Origin of the sequence: Gordonia sp. BP-119 (assembly GCF_016924115.1) — a bacterium.
Lineage (GTDB): Bacteria > Actinomycetota > Actinomycetes > Mycobacteriales > Mycobacteriaceae > Gordonia > Gordonia hongkongensis.
On record NZ_JAFFZF010000003.1, the window covers coordinates 212,300 to 229,739 of the forward strand.

The window sequence follows — 17,440 nt, forward strand, 5'->3', positions numbered from 1 at the left end:
CGCAGTGATTGTCCCACTGTCGACTGCTGTTGGTCCGGTACGCGGCGCGGCGTGGGCCGGCCGGATGACGTATCGGCTGACAAGCGAGCGCGTCCCGACTGAACCGGACACCTGGGTCGATTCACTCTGAGCATTGAAGACGTCCATATTTGACTTGGACATGTATGGATCGTGGGTTCTACGGTCGGGGCAAGGCCGAGCTCACCGCACAGCCGCGCCGACGGCGACCCGCCATCGAGAGCAGATGACACCTCTCTCGTGGCGCCGCCGCGGCCGGGCTACCTCGGCGGAATGCCAACGCACAACGGATGGGACCACGATGACCATTGCGCAGCACCCCGCACCGCTGACGACGCAGGACCTCACCGGACAACTGATCATCGCGGGTGAGCGGGTGACCGGCGCGGGGAAGGCCGTCCACGGCGTGGACCCGACGACAGGCACTCGTCTCCTGCCCGCGTACACACACGGAACCCCAGCCGACGTCGTCCGTGCCACCGCTGCGGCCGCGGAAGCGTTCGGACCGTATCGCGCCACCTCGTCCGAAGAACGGGCGCGGTTCCTCTCGACGATCGCGGACAACCTCGATGCGGCGACCGAGGTCCTCGTCGAGCGTGCCGTGGCCGAGACCGGACTCCCGGCGGCGCGGATCACCGGTGAGGTGGGACGGACGTCGGGTCAGCTCCGGTTGTTCGCCTCGGTGCTGAGCGAGGGCAGCTGGCACGGCGCCCGTATCGATCCCGCACGGCCGGATCGGACGCCGCTGCCGCGCGCCGACATCCGGCAGCGCAAGGTGCCGCTCGGACCCGTCGCCGTGTTCGGCGCCAGTAACTTCCCGCTCGCGTTCTCGGTCGCCGGCGGCGACACCGCGTCGGCATTGGCCGCCGGATGTCCCGTGGTGGTGAAGGCCCACGACGCCCATCCCGGCACATCAGAACTGTTGGGACGTCTGATCACCGAGGCGGTGGCCGCCACCGGAATGCCTGCCGGCACCTTCTCCCTGCTCTACGGCAGCGGGCCCGACCTGGGTATCGCCCTCGTGACCGACCCGCGCATCAAGGCGGTGGGCTTCACCGGGTCGCGTTCGGGCGGAACGGCTCTCGTCGCCGCTGCGGCGTCGCGAGCCGAACCCATCCCGGTGTACGCAGAGATGAGCTCGATCAATCCGGTCTACCCGCTGGAGGGGGCGCTGCGTGCCGATGCCGCCGGCCTCGGCCGCGCATTCGTCGGCTCGCTGACGATGGGTTCGGGACAGTTCTGCACCAATCCCGGCCTGGTCATCGCGGTCGACGGTCCCGATCTCGATGCATTCATCGCCGCTGCCGCGGAGGCGATCGCCGCCTCGACGCCGACGCCGATGCTGACCCCGGGGATCGCCGCGAGCTACGCCTCCGGCGTGGAGGAGTTCGGTTCGGCCGCGGAGGTTCTCGCCCGATCGGCGGAAGCGACGGGTCCGAACACCTGCGCCGCCGCGCTCTTCGGCACGCGGGCCGAGACCTTTCTCGCTTCGGAGACGTTGCAGCAGGAGATCTTCGGGTCGTCGAGCCTCGTGGTGCGGTGTCGCGACCTCAAACAGGTGCGGGAGGTGACCGCCGAGCTCGAAGGTCAGCTCACCGCGACCGTTCATGCTGCGGACTCCGACCTCGACGACGCCCGGGTGCTTCTCGAGGCACTCGAACTCAAGGCCGGGCGAATCCTTTTCAACGGGTGGCCCACCGGCGTCGAGGTCGGACACGCGATGGTCCACGGCGGACCCTATCCGTCCACTTCCGACAGCCGTAGCACCAGCGTCGGGTCGCTCGCCATCGAGCGTTTCCTGCGGCCGGTGGCGTATCAGGACGTTCCGACGGCGCTGTTGCCCAACCCCATTGCCGACGGAAACCCCGAACAGATCTGGCGCCGTGTCGACGGCGAACTCATCCGCGACTGATCCTCACCCCATCCAAGGAGTCCCAATGCTCAACGGCGTCTTGTTCTTTCCTGTCACACCCTTCGACAGCACCGGAGAGGTGGACTACCGTCGCCTCGCCGAACACATCGACCGCGGGGTGGCCGCCGGTCCCGGCGGCGTGTTCGTCGCCTGCGGCACCGGCGAATTCCACGCCCTCGGACTCGAGGAGTTCGGGCGGATCGTCCGCTGCGCGGTCGAGACCGTCGCCGGCCGCGTCCCGGTGTTCGCCGGTGCCGGCGGCTCCCTCGTCCAGGCCCGCGAGTTCGCGGTGAGCGCGAAGGCCAATGGGGCCGACGGCATCCTGCTCCTGCCCCCGTACCTGGTGACGATGCCGCCTGCCGGCCTCGCCGAGTACACGCGGTCAGTCGCGGCCTCCACCGATCTGCCGCTCATCGTCTACAACCGCGGCAACGCCGTGTTCGACGAGGCGTCGGCCATCGAGGTCGCCAAGCTGCCGACGGTCATCGGGTTCAAGGACGGCACCGGTGACCTCGACAACGTGTCGCGCATCGTGATCGCGGTCAAGGAAGCACTCGGGGACAGCAAGGAGTTCCTGTTCTTCAACGGCCTGCCCACCGCCGAGATCACCCAGCAGGCCTACCGCGCCATCGGTGTCACGTTGTACTCGTCGGCGACGTTCGCGTTCGCCCCGGAACTGGCCTTGGCCTTCTACAACTCGTTGGAGAACGGCGACGTCGAGCTGACCGAGGCGCTGCTGCGAGAGTTCTTCCACCCCTTGGTCCGTCTGCGCAACAGGGTGCCGGGCTATGCGGTCGCACTCGTGAAGCACGGTGTGACGATGGAGGGCATCGAAGCGGGTCCGGTGCGCGCGCCGCTGGTCCAGCCGACACCGGAGCACCAGGCCGAGCTCGAGCGGATCACCGCCGCCGGGCGCGCCGTCCTCGCGACGACGCTCGCCGCGCAGGCCACGGTCTGAGAACTCATGTCGACGAATACCTTCCAGTCGGTGCCGGTCGGGACGCGAACCGTGGCGAGTCCGCACACCGACACCACGATCACCGAGGTCACGGTCACCCCGGTCGCCTTCGTCGACCCGCCGCTGCTCAACACGGTGGGTGTGCACCAGCCCTACGCACTGCGGGCGATCATCGTGATCGAGACGGCCGGCGGAATCCGCGGGCTCGGCGAGACCTATGCCGACACCGCTCATCTCGCGCGGATGGAGGCCGCCGCCGAGGCGATCATCGGACTCGATGCCTTCGCGCTCCACAACCTGCGCGATGCCATCGACCTGTGGGTCTCGACCCTGTCGGTGACCGGGGGCGACGGAGTGGCCGGCATGATCACCACGGCCAGCACCACCGATCGTGTCTTCTCGCCATTCGAAGTCGCCTGTCTCGACATCCAGGGTAAGGTCCTCGGTCGACCGGTGAGCGATCTGCTCGGCGGCCGCGTGCGGGACCGAGTTCCGTTCAGCGCCTACCTGTTCTACAAGTGGGCGGCCCACCCCGGGGCGGCCGGCACCAACGGACTGCCGGACGAGTGGGGCGAGGCCGTCGATCCGAGCGGACTGATCCGGCAGGCACACCGGATGATCGACCGCTACGGGTTCACCGCGATCAAACTGAAGGGCGGCGTGTTCGCCCCCGACGAAGAGATCGCGGCGATCAAGGCGCTGCACGCGGAGTTCCCCGGAATCCCGTTGCGCCTGGACCCCAATGCGGCGTGGACCGTGGAGACCTCGGTGCGCGTCGCGGGGGAACTCGAGGGCATCGTCGAGTACCTGGAGGACCCGACCCCCGGCCTCGACGGTATGGCGTGCGTCGCTGAGCAGGCGTCCATGCCGCTCGCGACGAACATGTGCGTGGTCGCCTTCGACCACCTCGAACCGGCGGTGCGCAAGCGGTCGGTCTCGGTCGTCCTGTCCGATCACCACTACTGGGGCGGCCTGCAGCGGTCGCGTCTCCTCGGCGGTATCTGTGAGACTTTCGGACTCGGCCTGTCGATGCATTCCAATTCGCACCTGGGCATCAGCCTCGCCGCGATGGTGCATCTCGCGGCTGCGACACCGAACCTCACCTACGCCTGTGACACCCACTGGCCGTGGAAGACCGAGGACGTGGTGAAGCCCGGCGTCCTGGGCATCGTCGACGGCGCGGTGCCGGTCCCGACCGGCCCGGGTCTGGGCGTCGAACTCGACGATGAGTCGCTGGAGGCCCTGCACCAGCAGTACCTCGACTGCGGCATCCGCGACCGGGACGACACCGGCTACATGCAGTCCATCGATCCCGGCTTCGTGAACTCCAGCCCGCGGTGGTGAGCGTATCCACGAGCACCGCCGCGGTGATGGGGTGAACTCCAGCCCGCGGTGGTGACGTGGGCGAACCCTCGACCGTCACCGTGGGAGTGGGTTAGCGTCATCCACACCGCTCCGCAGATCGCGGGGTGACGATGCCGAAAGTGGATCGATGTTCTCTCTCTCGCGCCTCTCCTGCTTCATCGCGGTCGCCGAGGAGCTGCACTTCGGCCGAGCGGCCGAGCGGCTCCACATGACGCAACCCCCGCTCAGCAGGCAGATCCAGCAGCTGGAGCACGAACTGGGCGTCCAGTTGATCGAACGCAGCAGCCGGGCAGTGTCGCTGACGGCGGCCGGCGCGGCCTTCCTACCCGACGCACGACGCATCGTCGCGCTCGCGGAGGGGGCGGCTCTGACGGTCCGCCGCGTGCCTGCGGGTGATCTGGGCACCGTGAACATCGGTTTCACGGGGGCGTCGGCGCGTGCGGTGTTGCCCCGGCTCATGCAGACGGCCCGCGAGAAGCTACCCGACGTTCGGCTCGTCTTGCGGGAGATGGTCACCATCGCGCAGGTCGAGGCGTTGGTCCGCGGTGATCTCGACCTCGGCATCGTCCGCCCGCCGATCTCTCGCCCAGGTGTGAACTCCCGTCCGCTGCACCATGAGCGCCTGGTCGCCGCCCTGCCCGCCGATCATGAGTTCGCCGACGCCGAGCACCTCGCGATCGAGGACTTCGACGGTCAGGCGGTCATCATGTATTCGCCCACGGATGCGCGGTATTTCAATGAATTGCTGATCAGCACCTTCACGGCGGTCGGGGCGTCGCCTCGCTATGTCCAATACGTCACGCAAGTGCACACCATGCTGGTCCTGGTGCACTCCGGGCTGGGCATGGCGCTGGTTCCGGAGTCGGCCATGACCATGCATCCCGACGGGGTGGTGTTCAAGGAGGTGACCGCGATCCGCGATCGTCCCGTGCAGATGAACATCGCCTGGCGCGCCGACAATACCAACCCGGCTCTTGCGCGATTGATGAGAGACGTTCTCCCCGAACGGGAGTGGATCTGACGACGACCTCGGAACGAGTTCGTCGACTATGCACCGGATCCCGTTGACGACCTCACCTCGGTGGCCTCGACGGGCGCGGCGGACTCGCTTCGCTCGTTCGACGCTGCTCGACCAGCAGGGGTTGCGGTGGAAAAGCCCGATCAGACCGCGGCGCGCACGGGTGGTTTCACCGCGACCACCGGGCACTGTGCGTCGAGCAGCACACGCTGGACGACGCTGCCGGTCAGTAGTTTCCCGACCGGTGAACGCCTGCGCTGGCCGATCACCAGGAGCTCGGCTGCGTCGTCGTACGATGCGTCGATGAGCTGGTCGGCGTGCGAGAGGCCCGGATCATTTTCGGCGACACGGTATTCGACGTCACCGGACTGAGCCACCTTGCGCGCGTTCTCAAGGTCGACCAGGAACTCCGGTGACGAGGCGTTGTCGCCATCGGCCACGATCACGACGTCGGTGCCGCGCATACGGGCCTCGGCGAAGCCGAACGGGAGCGCGCCGCGCCCCTCGGTTGTCGGTAGGTAGCTGAGGACGACAGACATCAGATGTCCTTTCGCAGAGCGTGATTCGGTGCTACGACCGGGGTCGACAGGTCACCGGTCTGCAGGAAGGTGTCGAGGTTGGCGAGCGTGAGTTCCTCCATGGCGGCACGTGTCTCGACCGTTCCGCTCGCGAGGTGGGGGAGAAGTACGACGTTGTCCATGGACAGCAGCGCCTCGGGCACCTCCGGCTCGTGCGCGAACACGTCGAGCCCGGCGCCGGCCAGTCGGCCGCGCCGCAGCAGGTCGACGAGGGCGTCCTCGTCGACGACGCTGCCGCGCGCCACATTGATGAGGAAGCCGTCGGCGCCCAGCGCCTCGAGGACGTCCCGGTCGACGAGATGGCGCGTGTCGGCACCGCCGGCGGCGGCCACGATCAGCACGTCGACCTGGGTGGCGAGCTCGGCCGGCGACGCCGCGTAGCGATACGGTGAGCCGTCGACCGGGCGGCGGTTGTGGTAGGTGATCCGGCACCCGAAGGCGGTCAGGCGGTGGGCGATCGCCGAGCCGATACGGCCCAGCCCGAGGATGCCGACGTCGGTGCCGGAGACCTTCCGGGTGAGCGGAACGTTCCCTTCCACGGGCCAGCGACCGGCTCGGACGAACCGATCGGCCGCGGCGAGACCGCGCATCGTGTCGAGGAGTAGTCCGACTGCGGTGTCGGCGACGCAGTCGGTGAGGACGTCCGGGGTGTTGCTGACGCCGATGCCGAGCTCGGCGGCACGGGCGACGTCGGTGGTGTCGTAACCGACGCCGAAGTGGACGATGGCGCCGAGGTTCGGGAGCTCGGCCATCAAGCCGGCGTCCACCCCAGTTCGTCCCGAGGTCACGACCGCGGTCACCGCGTCGGCGTTGCGCGCGAGGAAGGCCTTCCGCGCCTCCCGGTCATCGGGCAGTCGCTGGGCGCCGTAGGTACCTTCGAGACGCTCCTCGAGCGAGGGCTTCAGCGGGCCGACGCGGAGGACAGAGCCGTGGAACGACGAAAGGTCCTTCAGCCCAATGGTTTCCGTTGCCGTCGCGGTGCCGGCCGAACTGCTCGTCATGCTTGACCTCCAGGAGTGCAGGACACAGACCGGTCCTTCGGTGGATGTGGTCAACGCTAGAAGTGCCACGGATACCTGTCCAACACGCAAATAACATGGACCGATACTCAAACTGTATTGATACGGGGTTGTCGATTCGTCCAGCGCAAGAGAGCAGCGATGAACCGTCAGGTCAGCGGTGGTTTCGACTCGCGGAGTCGCCGGTTCAGAGGCCTTTCGAAAGCCCTCCAAACCCGCCGAAATGGCCGTTTGCTGGGCTTTTGCTCTGTTGACGCCGTCATCGCGACGCTCATAGCGTGTGTCTACCGTCACAAACGCGGTCGAGCCCACCGCGAGATCACTCGCAGTCTTTCTTTCATCGGAGGTCCCCATGCAGATCGCAGCTCTGCGATCCCGGAAGCGCCCCGCCGGGTGTCTGCTGGCACTGTCCGCGGTGGCCGTGCTCGCGGCCAGCGGCTGCAGCGTCGCCAACACGACCGCGAGCGAGAGCGCCTCACCGGACACCCTGCGCATCGTCCTGCCCCAGGAGCCGCCGACGCTGGAACCCTGCGACGCCTCCCTCACGGCCACCGGTGTCGTGGTCCGTTCCAACATCACCGAACCGCTCATCGAACGGGATCCGAACAGTGGCGAACTGCAGCCCAGTCTCGCGACGGCGTGGACCCAGGTGGAGCCGAACGTATGGCGTTTCACCACGGCCTCGGGCATTCGATTCAGCAACGGCCAGCCGTTCGACGCCGAGGACGCCGCGTTCTCCATCCGTCGCACGTTCAACGGGGCGATCGGCTGCGACGTCAACGGCTATGTCTTCGACGACAGCACCCGCGAGGTGACTGTGATCGACCCCAGCACCATCGAGGTCCGCACGGAGACCCCCGACCCGATCCTGCCGCTGCGCCTGTCGTTCATCGAGATCGTCCCGCGCACCACCGTCGCCGATGACAAGGTGCGCGTGCCGATCGGGACCGGCCCCTACATGGTCGACTTCTGGGACTCGGGCCAGCGCGTGGCGTTGACAGCCAATCCGAACTATCACGGCGACGCCCCTGCGTTCACCCGCGCCGTCTACCAGTGGCGCTCCGAGGGCAGTGTCCGTGCCGCGATGGTCTCCAACGACGAGGCGGACATCGCCACCTCGCTGGGTCCTGAAGACGGAGCCGGTGATCTCGGTATCGCCTACACCAACAACGAGACGACCGCTCTGCGCATGCAGGCCACCGATGCGCCCCTGACCGACTACCGGGTGCGTGAGGCCATCGATCTCTCCGTCAACCGTGTCGGCATCGTCGACGCGCTGTTCCAGGGTCTCGGTACACCCGCGGCCCAGCTGGTCGCGGAGGGCATCGTCGGCTACAACGACCAGCTGACCCCGACGCCCTACGACCTCGACCGCGCCAAGCGCCTGGTCGACGAAGCCCGTGCGGACGGGGTGCCGGTCGACCGGACCATCCGCCTCATCGGCCGTACAGGTCAGTTCCCGAAGATCAACGAGACCATCGAGAACCTGCAGTTCACGCTCAGTAAGATCGGGCTGGACGTCAAGATCGAGATGATGGACACCTCGGGTCAGATGCAGTATCAGACAAGGCCTTTCGTGCCCGGGTCGGGACCGGTGCTGCTGATGATCATGCACGGCAACCAGGCCGGTGACACCCAGTTCACCCTCGACCAGTACATGCTGTCCGACGGCTACCAGAGCACTTACGGCACAGCCGCCTACGACGAACAGATCCGTGCCGCCGAGGCTCTCACCGGCCCGGCCCGTCAGAACGCACTCGCCGCGGTCCTGGCCGCCGAGCCGCGCGAGATCCGCCAGTACGCGTATATCGCACACATGCAAGCAGTTCTCGCGAAAGCGAATCGTGTTGCCTACCGGCCCAACTCGGCCACCGGTGACGAGATGCGTCTCGCCGAGATGACCCACGCGCCAGCCCAGAACGACTGAAACAGAGGCGATGACCGATGCTCACCTTCCTCCGGCGCCGGATGTTCACCAGCCTGATCCCGCTGATCATCGTCTTGTTCGGCGTGTTCTTCATGGCCCGGCTCACCGGCGACCCCACCAATCTCTACCTCCCGGTCTCCGCGACCCCGGAGCAGCGCGCCGAGTTCGCCGCCGCGAACGGGCTCGACAAACCGATCTGGCAGCAGATGACCGACTACCTCGCCGGCGTCTTCCACCTCGACTTCGGTGAGTCGCTGAAGACCGGCCAGCAGGCCGCGAGCATGGCGCTCGCAGCGTTCCCGGCGACTCTGCAGCTCGCCTTCGTCACGCTCGTGCTGTCGGTCCTCGGGTCGATCATCATCGGTTGCTGGGCGGCCTACCGGCCGAACTCACTCGCCGACCGCTTTTCGAGCCTGCTGTCGATGACCGCGGCCAGCGTCCCCGACTTCTGGTTCGCGATCACCGGGATCTGGATCTTCGCGGTCGTCTTCGGCTGGCTGCCGACCTCCGGTACCGGTGGGGTGCTGGCCTGGGTCCTGCCGATCGCGACACTGATGATCCGACCGCTGGGCGTTCTCACCCAGGTGGTGCGCGGCGCCATGGTCTCCGCCCTGTCGGCCCCGTACGTCAAGGTGGCGAGGAGCAAGGGGGCCGGGGATTTCCGGATCGTCACCCACCACGCGCTCCGCAATGCGGCCGCCCCCGCCCTCACCGTCGCCGGCGACCTCGCGGTCGGCCTGATCAACGGTGCGGTCATCGTCGAGGCCATCTTCGGCTGGCCCGGCATCGGCAAGCTGATGATCGACTCGATCCTGCAGCGTGACTTCGCGGTCCTGCAGGCCGCGGTGCTCCTCACCGCTCTCAGCATCTTCATCCTGAACATCGTCATCGACGCGGGTCTCGCCCTCCTGGACCCACGCGTTCGTGACAAGGCCACGGTCTAGTCGCCGGACACATCGAGGAGTACTGACACATGTCCATCGTCACCGATCCCGTCGACACGACGAGTCCCGTCGCCTCGACCGACATCACCGGCGACTCCGTCGCCACCAAGAAGGTGCCCGGCGCGCAGCTGCCGCTGTGGCGGCTGCTGCTCCGCGACAAGTTCGCGACCGTCGCCGCCGGCATCCTGACCTTCATCCTGCTCACCGCGATCTTCGGTCCGTGGCTGGTCGGCGACGCCGCCACCGACCAGAACCTGGACGAGTCGAACCTCCCGCCGTTCAACCTCGACACGGGGTGGATGAACGTCCTGGGCACCGACCCGCTGGGTCGCAGCATGCTCGCCCGGCTCATCGTCGCCTGCCAGACCACGCTCATGGTCTCCCTGCCCGCGGTGATCATCTCGTGCGTCGTGGGCTCGGCGATCGGCATGTGGGCGGGATATCACCGCGGCTGGCGTGAGACCACCGCGATGCGTATCGCCGACGTCATCATGAGCTTTCCGTCGCTGCTGCTCGCCGTCGTGATCCTGTACGTGTTCTCGCCCAGCGCTGCCAACATCATCGCCGTGCTGGCGATCACCCGGATTCCGATCTACCTGCGGACCGCTCGGGCCGAATCCGCCGAGCTGCAGAGCCGCGTGTTCGTGGACGCGGCACGGACCTTCGGTGCGAGCAGCGGTGCGATCCTCCGCGGGCACGTCTTGCCGATCCTGCTCCCCACGCTGCTCACCGTGGCCACCCTCGACTTCTGCTACGTGATGCTCGCGGAGTCGTCGCTGTCGTTCCTCGGCATCGGTATCCAGCCGCCCGACGTCAGCTGGGGCCTGATGGTGTCGCAGGGCCGGACCTACCTGCAGACCGCCTGGTGGCTGTCGTTCTTCCCGGGTCTGGCGATCGTCATCACGACCGTGTCGGCCACGATGCTGGCCGCGTGGGCCCGCATCGCGACCGACCCCGGCCAGCGGTGGCGACTGACCACCCCGAACGCCCGGAAGCGGTTCTTCTCCTCACGAAAGGCGCTGCGATGAGTGCTCCTGCCCTCGACCGGCCCGACGCCGGCACCGACGACCGGGTCGCACTCGACGTCGTCGACCTGACCGTCGATCTGCGAACGCCCACCGGTACCGTCCGGGCCGTCGACCACGTCTCCTTCCGTGCCCGGCGCGGCGAAACCCTGGCCCTCCTGGGCGAATCCGGGTGTGGCAAGTCGATGACAGCACAGGCGCTCGTCGGTTTGCTCGACCCGATCGCCTCGGTCTCGGACGGATCGATCGTCCTCGACTCCGTCGACCTCGTCTCCGCCTCGGCGTCGAAGCGACGCGAGATGGCCGGCACCGAACTCGCGATCGTGTTCCAGGACGCACTGACCGCCCTCAACCCGGTGTACCCGGTCGGGACCCAGCTCGCCGAACCGTTCCGCATCCATCGCGGGATGTCGAAGAAGAAGGCCCGCCTCGAGGCGATCGAACTGATGCGGCACGTGGGCATCCCGGAACCGGAGTCGCGGGTCGACTCCTACCCCCACCAGTTCTCCGGCGGGATGCGGCAACGTCTGCTCATCGCGATGGCGGTGGCGTTGAGCCCCAAGGTGCTGCTCGCCGACGAACCCACCACCGCTCTCGACGTGACGGTGCAGGCCCAGATCATGGCGCTGCTGGGCCGCCTCCGGGCCGAACACGACATGGCGGTCGTCCTGATCACCCATGACCTCGCGCTCGTCGCCGAGCAAGCCGATCGCGTCGCGATCATGTACGCGGGCAACGTCGTCGAGACCGGACCGGTGGCCGAGGTGTTCGGCAGTCCAAAGCACCCGTACACCAAGGGCCTCCTGGATTCCGTACCCGTCAGCGCCGAACGGGGCGCCGACCTGAAATCGATCGGCGGTACGCCGCCGGATCTGCACTCGATCCCGACGGGCTGCGTCTACCAGGCGCGGTGTCCGCTGGCTCGGGCGCAGTGCGTGCAGCAACGGCCGACGCTGACGGCCACCGGCACCGACCGGGCCGCGGCCTGCCACTTCTCGGAGGAGATCGACAATGCCTGAGACGACCAGCCTCGACAAGACGCCCGGCCTCGACAAGGCGCGCCGCGGCGCCGCGGCCCCGCTCGACACGAGCCGGGTTCTCGAAGTACGTGACGTCGGTAAGACCTTCGCGGTGTCCGGGAAGGGCGGCCGCAAGCAGCTCCGCGCGCTCGACGGGATCGATCTCGATCTCCGCCGCGGCGAGACACTCGGTTTGGTCGGCGAATCCGGCTGCGGCAAGTCCACTCTCGCCCGAACGCTGATGATGCTCGAGCGGCCCGACACCGGCACCGTCCGATGGGACGGCACCGACCCCTACCGGCTCAAGGGCAAGGACCTGCTCGCGCTGCGCCGCAAGGTGCAGATGGTCTTCCAGGATCCGTATGCCTCGCTGAACAACCGGATGACCGCGGCCGAGATCATCGGCGAACCATGGCGCACCCATAAGGACCTGTACCCGCGTAAGCGTGACCGGGCCGCCCGTGTCCGTGAATTGCTCCATCTCGTCGGGTTGCGGCCGAGCGACGAACACCGCAGCCCGCAGGAATTCTCGGGCGGTCAGCGCCAGCGCCTGGGAATCGCCCGAGCGCTCGCGCTCGATCCCGAGGTGATCATCTGCGACGAGCCGGTGTCGGCGCTGGACCTCTCGGTACAGGCGCAGGTGCTGAACCTGCTGAACGAACTCCAGCAGGAACTCGACATCTCCTACATCTTCATCTCGCACGATCTTTCGGTGGTGCGTCATGTGGCCGACCGGGTCGCGGTGATGTACCTGGGCCGGATCGTCGAAACAGGCAGTACCGAAGCCGTCTTCGACCATCCTGCGCATCCGTACACCGAGGCGCTGATGTCCGCGGCACCCACGCTCGACGCCGACAACCGCCGTGAGCGAATCCTGCTGAGCGGTGAAGTGCCCTCGCCTCTCAATCCGCCGTCGGGCTGCCGGTTCCGGACGCGCTGCGCACACGCCACCGACATCTGCGCGACCGAGCTCCCGCCGGCCGTCACCGATCGGCAGGAGGCCGGGCACATCGCCGAGTGCTATCACCCCCGCGGGCGGGTCGGCCTGGGTATGCCCGCGCCGGCGGCGTGAGCACGCTGGGCAGCACGAAGGTCGTGCTGGTGTGAGCGTCGTGGCATGCGTGACCATCGCGGTGGCCGTGTTCCTCGCGTCCTGCATGCAGGCATCCATCGGTTTCGGGATGGGCATGCTCGCCGCGCCGGTGGTCGCCCTGGTGGCGCCGACTCTACTTCCCGGCATGCTGATCGCCTCTGCGACGACAGTCACGCTGCTGGTGGTGATCCGCGAGCGGGGAAGCCTGGACTTCCGCGGTACCGGGTGGGCCCTGGCCGGTCGGGTCCCCGGGACCATCGCCGGCGCCCTGCTGCTGGTGTGGTTGCCCACCCGCGGTCTGTCACTGCTGTTGGCGGCGGTCGTGCTCGGCGGTGTCGTCATCGCCTCCGTCGGCTGGCGGCCGGCACCGGTACGTCGCAACCTGGCTACCGCGGGCGCGGCCTCCGGATTGCTCGGCACGGCCACGTCCATCGGCGGGCCCCCGATGGCGCTGGTGTACTCCGGCGAGGAGAACGCGCATGTGCGTAGCAACATGAGTGCGTTCTTCCTCGTCGGCAGCGTGATGTCGATGGCCGCGCTTGCCGCGACCGGCAGCGTGAGCGCCGAGATCCTCTGGGCGTTCCTTGCCCTGACACCGGTCGTCGTACTCGGTTTCATCGCCTCCCGCGCCGTCAACCGGGTACTCGACCGGGATCGGCTCCGCACCGTGTCGATCACGGTGTCGGCCCTCGGCGCGGCACTGCTCATCGGCCAGCAGATCTTCTTCTGACACTTCTGAAAGGACCTCACCATGACGACAGCCACATCGACGTCCACGACGACCCCGGTGGTCACCGAAATGCGGGTGATCCCCGTTGCGGGGCGGGACAGCATGCTGCTCAATCTGTCCGGAGCACACGCCCCGTTCTTCACGCGGAACCTGGTCGTACTGACCGACTCCGAGGGCAACCAGGGGGTCGGCGAGGTCCCGGGCGGCGAGCCGATCCGTACGACGCTCGACGATGCGCGACCGATCGTCGAAGGACGCGGTATCGGCGAGTACAACGCGGTCCTGCAGGACATCCGGCGCACCTTCGCCGATCGTGACCGTGGTGGCCGAGGCGACCAGACCTTTGATCAGCGCATCACGATCCACGCGGTCACCGCCGTCGAATCGGCACTGTTGGATCTCCTCGGCCAGCACCTCCGTGTGCCGGTGGCGGCGCTGCTCGGCGAGGGACAGCAACGCGATCGGGTTGCCGCGCTCGGCTACCTCTTCTTCGTGGGGGATCGCACCAGGACAACGCTGGACTACGCCGACGGTGCCGGCGAGACCGACGACTGGATGCGCTTACGCCATCAGGAGGCCCTCGATGCCGACGGCGTGGTCGCGCTCGCCGAGGCGGCCCAGAAGCGGTACGGCTTCGCCGATTTCAAGCTGAAGGGCGGAGTGTTGGCGCCCGACGAGGAGGCCGACGTCGTCACCGCGCTGGCCGAACGCTTCCCGACGGCCCGGGTGACGCTCGATCCCAACGGCGGCTGGTTGCTCGAGGAGGCGATCCGGATCGGCGGACGCTTGCGCGATGTGGTCGCCTACGCCGAGGACCCGGTGGGACCGGAGGGTCGATTCTCCGGCCGTGAGGTGGTGGCCGAATTCAAGCGTGCGACCGGACTGCCGACCGCGACCAACATGATCGCGACCGACTGGCGCGAGTTGGGGCACACGATCCGCACGAATGCGGTCGACATCCCGCTGGCCGATCCGCACTTCTGGACCATGGCCGGCTCGGTGCGCGTCGCGCAGCTGTGTGATGCCTGGGGGCTCACCTGGGGATCGCACTCCAACAACCACTTCGACGTGTCACTCGCCATGTTCACGCACGTCGCGGCCGCCGCGCCGGGCGAGATCACCGCGATCGACACCCATTGGATCTGGCAGGACGGACAACGCCTCACCACCGAGCCGTACGAGATCGTCGACGGTCACCTCACGGTTCCCGACCGGCCGGGTCTCGGCGTCGAACTCGACATGGAGCAGGTGGAAGCCGCTCATCAGCTGTACCGCTCCGAAGGGCTCGGGGCGCGGGACGACGCGATCGGAATGCAGTTCCTCATCCCCGACTGGACCTTCGACAGCAAACGACCCGCGCTCGTGCGGAGCTGAGGTCGTGGCGGAAACGCGCGGCGGAGGCCTGAAAGTCGTGGTGGGTGAACGGAACTTCGTGCCGCACCGCGCGCTGTTCGAGAGCCTGTTGCCCGCCGGCGTGGACACGTCCTGGCACGCGGCCTTCGACGAGGCCGCGCTCGTGGCCGATCTGGCCGACGCCGACGTCTACGTCGGCGGTCGGGTGACCCCGGCGATGGCGCGCGCGGGTTCCGGTCTGCGGCTGGTGCTGACCGGTGGCGCCGGCACCGACAAGGTCAGTTTCGGTGACCTCGCGGCGAACACCGAGGTGGCCAACACCTTTCATCACGAGGATTCGATCGCCGAGTACATCGCCGCCGCGGTGGTGACCGTGCGGCGAGGTTTCCTCGTCCAGGACGCCGCGCTGCGTCACGGGTCGTGGGCCTCGGCGGTGTACCGCGACGGCGTGGCACAGCCGCGGACTCTGGGCGGCGCGATGATCGGTTATGTGGGCTTCGGCCACATCGGTCGACGAACCGCGGACCTGATGGGTGCGTTCGGCGCACGGGCCTGTGCAGTGACCGGTTCCGGCCGGGTAGCCGACGATTCCGGGCTCGAATGGTACGGCGACACCACCGATCTCGACCGCCTGATGGACGAGTCCGACGTCGTGGTCGTCTCCGCGCCACTGACTGCGCGCACGACGGGCATGATCGACGCCGGCCACCTGCGGCGCCTCGGGCCCTCGGGGGTGCTGGTCAATGTGGGCCGCGGCCCGCTCATCGTCGAGCAGGATCTGTACGAGGCTCTGCGGGACGGAACGATCGGCGGGGCCGCTCTCGACGTCTGGTACCACTATCCGACCGCCGGCGATCAGGCGGACCCGTCGGCCCAGCCGTTCGGTGAACTGCCCAACGTGCTGATGACCCCGCACATCTCGGGGGTCACCCGTGACACGTTCGTCGGGCGGGTGCGCGACATCACCGACAACATCTCCCGGCTGCATTCGGGGCGAGAGATCCTGCGGGTCGTCGCGCCGTCCTGATCGCGACGCGCGGCATGCTCCTACTCCGAAAGGAGCGCCGCTCAATGCTTTTCGAGGCGCGCCCGGAGCTTGCGGAGGGACCCCGGTCCCCGATCCGAAAGATCGACACACCATTTGCTCCCTAATCCGAAACAGCCTCAACACCGCTGGTCTGTGGGGTGCAAGCGATGCCCTCCCTCAGGGAGCAGAGATGGGGACGCTCAAGAGTGTTTTTTCGTAGTCCACGACGGCCGCCAGGCCGCAGGTACTGAGGTGCGTGGAGCGTTAGCCGCCGGGCCGAGCAAGCGACGAAGGAGCGCGTCGAGATCGACGAGCCTCGAAGGGTTGGCGACGCATCTCACCAGGACCCTTCGTGACGGCCTCCGCAAGCTCCGGCCTCCTCAGGGAGCAGAAATTGGGCTCGCTCCGAGCACAACGAGTTCTTTCGTGTTCCTCCGTCGGCCGCGAGACCGCGTCCTACTCTGACTGATGAACCCCAACTCGACTGATGGACTCGATCGAAGTCCATCAGTCGAGTTCGGGTTCATCAGTCGCACGGCAGGGCCGTCCTCGAACCGGCCCACCGCCACGCTCAGGCGTCGGCGGTCTCGGTCCGGGTCGGTTCGGGCGCCGCGCGCTTCCCGTTCTGGAACAGCAGTGGGTAGAGGAGACCGCCGATCAGTCCGCCGATCAGCGGGGCCAGCCAGAAGGCCCACAACTGACCGGGTGCGCCGTTGCCGTTGAAGAAGGCGACCGCCGTCGAACGCGCCGGGTTGACCGATGTGTTGCTGATCGGGATCGAGATCAGGTGGATGAGCGTGAGGCACAAGCCTATGGCGAGCGGACCGAAGCCCGCGGGAGCGCGTCCGTCGGTCGCGCCGAGGACCACGATGAGGAAAAACGCCGTCAGCAGGATCTCCGCGATGAGGACCGCGGTGAGCGAGTAGTTGCTGGGGGAGTGTTCTCCGAACCCGTTGGCGGCCATATTGCCCTCGGCCTCGAACCCGGGTTGGCCCTTGGCGATGAGGAAGAGCATGAGGCCGGCCAACAGGCCACCCACGACCTGCGCCACCCAAAAGGTGGGCAGCTCTTTCCAGGAGAGCCGGCCGCTGACGGCGGCGCCCAGCGTGATCGCGGGATTGAAGTGTGCGCCGGAGACGTGCCCCACCGCGTAGGCCATCGTCACGACGGTGAGACCGAAAGCCAGAGAGACACCGAGGAACCCGATTCCGACCTGGAAGGTGTCCTGGCCGTCCTCGGACTGGGCGATCTGCTTGGCGGCGTAGATCGCGCTGCCGCATCCGCCGAAGACCAACCAGAATGTTCCGAAGAACTCAGCCGCGAGTCGTGCTGCGGGCGACGGGGAAGGCATGAACGTCCTTTCGCTGGCGACCTGGCCGGCGAGGCGCGCCAAGTGCCTTGCCCTTCGAGTGGCTCACACAGTAGCCGTGCCGCCGGAAACTGGCAGCATTATG

General features: G+C 67.6%; 15 protein-coding genes. 12 read left to right on the forward strand and 3 right to left on the reverse strand.

Going from position 1 to position 17,440, the window contains the following annotated elements:
* Window positions 1–319: 319 nt before the first annotated feature.
* The 4 genes from JW364_RS03580 to JW364_RS03595 all read left to right on the forward strand — a co-directional run bounded on the left by JW364_RS03580 (window position 320) and on the right by JW364_RS03595 (window position 5,274).
* The gene (locus JW364_RS03580) at window positions 320–1,930 is read left to right on the forward strand and encodes an aldehyde dehydrogenase (NADP(+)) (RefSeq protein ID WP_137808524.1); all 1,611 of its coding nucleotides are present in this window, start codon (window positions 320–322) and stop codon (window positions 1,928–1,930) included.
* A gap of 25 nt (window positions 1,931–1,955) precedes the next feature.
* Entirely contained in the window at window positions 1,956–2,888 is a 933-nt protein-coding gene (locus tag JW364_RS03585) for a 5-dehydro-4-deoxyglucarate dehydratase (RefSeq protein ID WP_137808525.1), read from the forward strand.
* Between the two features lie 6 nt (window positions 2,889–2,894).
* On the forward strand, window positions 2,895–4,232 hold the full coding sequence (locus JW364_RS03590) for a glucarate dehydratase family protein (RefSeq protein ID WP_240198560.1): 1,338 nt from the start codon (window positions 2,895–2,897) through the stop codon (window positions 4,230–4,232).
* Between the two features lie 148 nt (window positions 4,233–4,380).
* On the forward strand, window positions 4,381–5,274 hold the full coding sequence (locus JW364_RS03595) for a LysR substrate-binding domain-containing protein (RefSeq protein ID WP_137808526.1): 894 nt from the start codon (window positions 4,381–4,383) through the stop codon (window positions 5,272–5,274).
* 140 nt (window positions 5,275–5,414) lie between these two features.
* Here JW364_RS03595 and JW364_RS03600 read toward each other — a convergent pair whose 3' ends face one another.
* Entirely contained in the window at window positions 5,415–5,810 is a 396-nt protein-coding gene (locus JW364_RS03600; RefSeq protein WP_137808527.1) for a universal stress protein, read from the reverse strand.
* Window positions 5,810–6,850: a 2-hydroxyacid dehydrogenase gene (locus JW364_RS03605; protein ID WP_137808528.1), complete on the reverse strand. Its 1,041-nt coding sequence runs from the start codon at window positions 6,848–6,850 to the stop codon at window positions 5,810–5,812. The genes JW364_RS03600 and JW364_RS03605 overlap by 1 nt, the downstream gene beginning before the upstream one ends.
* 370 nt (window positions 6,851–7,220) lie before the next feature.
* On the opposite strand from JW364_RS03605, the gene JW364_RS03610 reads away from it, so the two are divergent.
* From JW364_RS03610 to JW364_RS03645, 8 genes are read left to right on the forward strand one after another with little or no spacing between them, the layout of a single operon-like run.
* Window positions 7,221–8,795: an ABC transporter substrate-binding protein gene (locus tag JW364_RS03610; protein ID WP_205332985.1), complete on the forward strand. Its 1,575-nt coding sequence runs from the start codon at window positions 7,221–7,223 to the stop codon at window positions 8,793–8,795.
* Window positions 8,796–8,812: 17 nt separating this feature from the next.
* Window positions 8,813–9,739: an ABC transporter permease gene (locus JW364_RS03615; protein WP_137808530.1), complete on the forward strand. Its 927-nt coding sequence runs from the start codon at window positions 8,813–8,815 to the stop codon at window positions 9,737–9,739.
* A gap of 29 nt (window positions 9,740–9,768) precedes the next feature.
* Window positions 9,769–10,767 carry an ABC transporter permease gene (locus tag JW364_RS03620; protein ID WP_205332984.1) on the forward strand — a complete coding sequence of 333 codons (999 nt, stop codon included), beginning with the start codon at window positions 9,769–9,771 and terminating at the stop codon, window positions 10,765–10,767.
* Window positions 10,764–11,783, forward strand: a complete 1,020-nt coding sequence (locus JW364_RS03625; protein ID WP_205332983.1) for an ABC transporter ATP-binding protein — start codon at window positions 10,764–10,766, stop codon at window positions 11,781–11,783. The genes JW364_RS03620 and JW364_RS03625 overlap by 4 nt, the downstream gene beginning before the upstream one ends.
* Window positions 11,776–12,855 (forward strand): ABC transporter ATP-binding protein, encoded by a 1,080-nt coding sequence (locus JW364_RS03630; protein WP_240198561.1) that lies wholly within the window; start codon window positions 11,776–11,778, stop codon window positions 12,853–12,855. Before JW364_RS03625 ends, JW364_RS03630 begins: the two co-directional genes overlap by 8 nt.
* A 31-nt stretch (window positions 12,856–12,886) precedes the next feature.
* Window positions 12,887–13,606, forward strand: coding sequence for a sulfite exporter TauE/SafE family protein (locus JW364_RS03635; protein WP_205332982.1), 720 nt, complete (start codon window positions 12,887–12,889; stop codon window positions 13,604–13,606).
* A gap of 21 nt (window positions 13,607–13,627) precedes the next feature.
* The gene (locus tag JW364_RS03640) at window positions 13,628–14,980 is read left to right on the forward strand and encodes an enolase C-terminal domain-like protein (protein WP_205332981.1); all 1,353 of its coding nucleotides are present in this window, start codon (window positions 13,628–13,630) and stop codon (window positions 14,978–14,980) included.
* A 28-nt stretch (window positions 14,981–15,008) separates the two neighbouring features.
* Window positions 15,009–15,986, forward strand: coding sequence for a 2-hydroxyacid dehydrogenase (locus JW364_RS03645; RefSeq protein WP_240198612.1), 978 nt, complete (start codon window positions 15,009–15,011; stop codon window positions 15,984–15,986).
* A 571-nt stretch (window positions 15,987–16,557) separates the two neighbouring features.
* Here JW364_RS03645 and aqpZ read toward each other — a convergent pair.
* Window positions 16,558–17,337 carry an aquaporin Z gene (aqpZ, locus tag JW364_RS03650; protein ID WP_205332979.1) on the reverse strand — a complete coding sequence of 260 codons (780 nt, stop codon included), beginning with the start codon at window positions 17,335–17,337 and terminating at the stop codon, window positions 16,558–16,560.
* Window positions 17,338–17,440: the final 103 nt, after the last annotated feature.

What these genes read in the sequence shown, in the direction of transcription:
- JW364_RS03580 (WP_137808524.1), top strand. Translation starts at nt 320, where the DNA reads ATGACCATTGCGCAGCACCCCGCACCGCTGACGACGCAGGACCTCACC.
- JW364_RS03585 (WP_137808525.1), top strand. Translation starts at nt 1,956, where the DNA reads ATGCTCAACGGCGTCTTGTTCTTTCCTGTCACACCCTTCGACAGCACC.
- JW364_RS03590 (WP_240198560.1), top strand. Translation starts at nt 2,895, where the DNA reads ATGTCGACGAATACCTTCCAGTCGGTGCCGGTCGGGACGCGAACCGTG.
- JW364_RS03595 (WP_137808526.1), top strand. Translation starts at nt 4,381, where the DNA reads ATGTTCTCTCTCTCGCGCCTCTCCTGCTTCATCGCGGTCGCCGAGGAG.
- JW364_RS03600 (WP_137808527.1), bottom strand. Translation starts at nt 5,810, where the DNA reads ATGTCTGTCGTCCTCAGCTACCTACCGACAACCGAGGGGCGCGGCGCG.
- JW364_RS03605 (WP_137808528.1), bottom strand. Translation starts at nt 6,850, where the DNA reads ATGACGAGCAGTTCGGCCGGCACCGCGACGGCAACGGAAACCATTGGG.
- JW364_RS03610 (WP_205332985.1), top strand. Translation starts at nt 7,221, where the DNA reads ATGCAGATCGCAGCTCTGCGATCCCGGAAGCGCCCCGCCGGGTGTCTG.
- JW364_RS03615 (WP_137808530.1), top strand. Translation starts at nt 8,813, where the DNA reads ATGCTCACCTTCCTCCGGCGCCGGATGTTCACCAGCCTGATCCCGCTG.
- JW364_RS03620 (WP_205332984.1), top strand. Translation starts at nt 9,769, where the DNA reads ATGTCCATCGTCACCGATCCCGTCGACACGACGAGTCCCGTCGCCTCG.
- JW364_RS03625 (WP_205332983.1), top strand. Translation starts at nt 10,764, where the DNA reads ATGAGTGCTCCTGCCCTCGACCGGCCCGACGCCGGCACCGACGACCGG.
- JW364_RS03630 (WP_240198561.1), top strand. Translation starts at nt 11,776, where the DNA reads ATGCCTGAGACGACCAGCCTCGACAAGACGCCCGGCCTCGACAAGGCG.
- JW364_RS03640 (WP_205332981.1), top strand. Translation starts at nt 13,628, where the DNA reads ATGACGACAGCCACATCGACGTCCACGACGACCCCGGTGGTCACCGAA.
- aqpZ (WP_205332979.1), bottom strand. Translation starts at nt 17,337, where the DNA reads ATGCCTTCCCCGTCGCCCGCAGCACGACTCGCGGCTGAGTTCTTCGGA.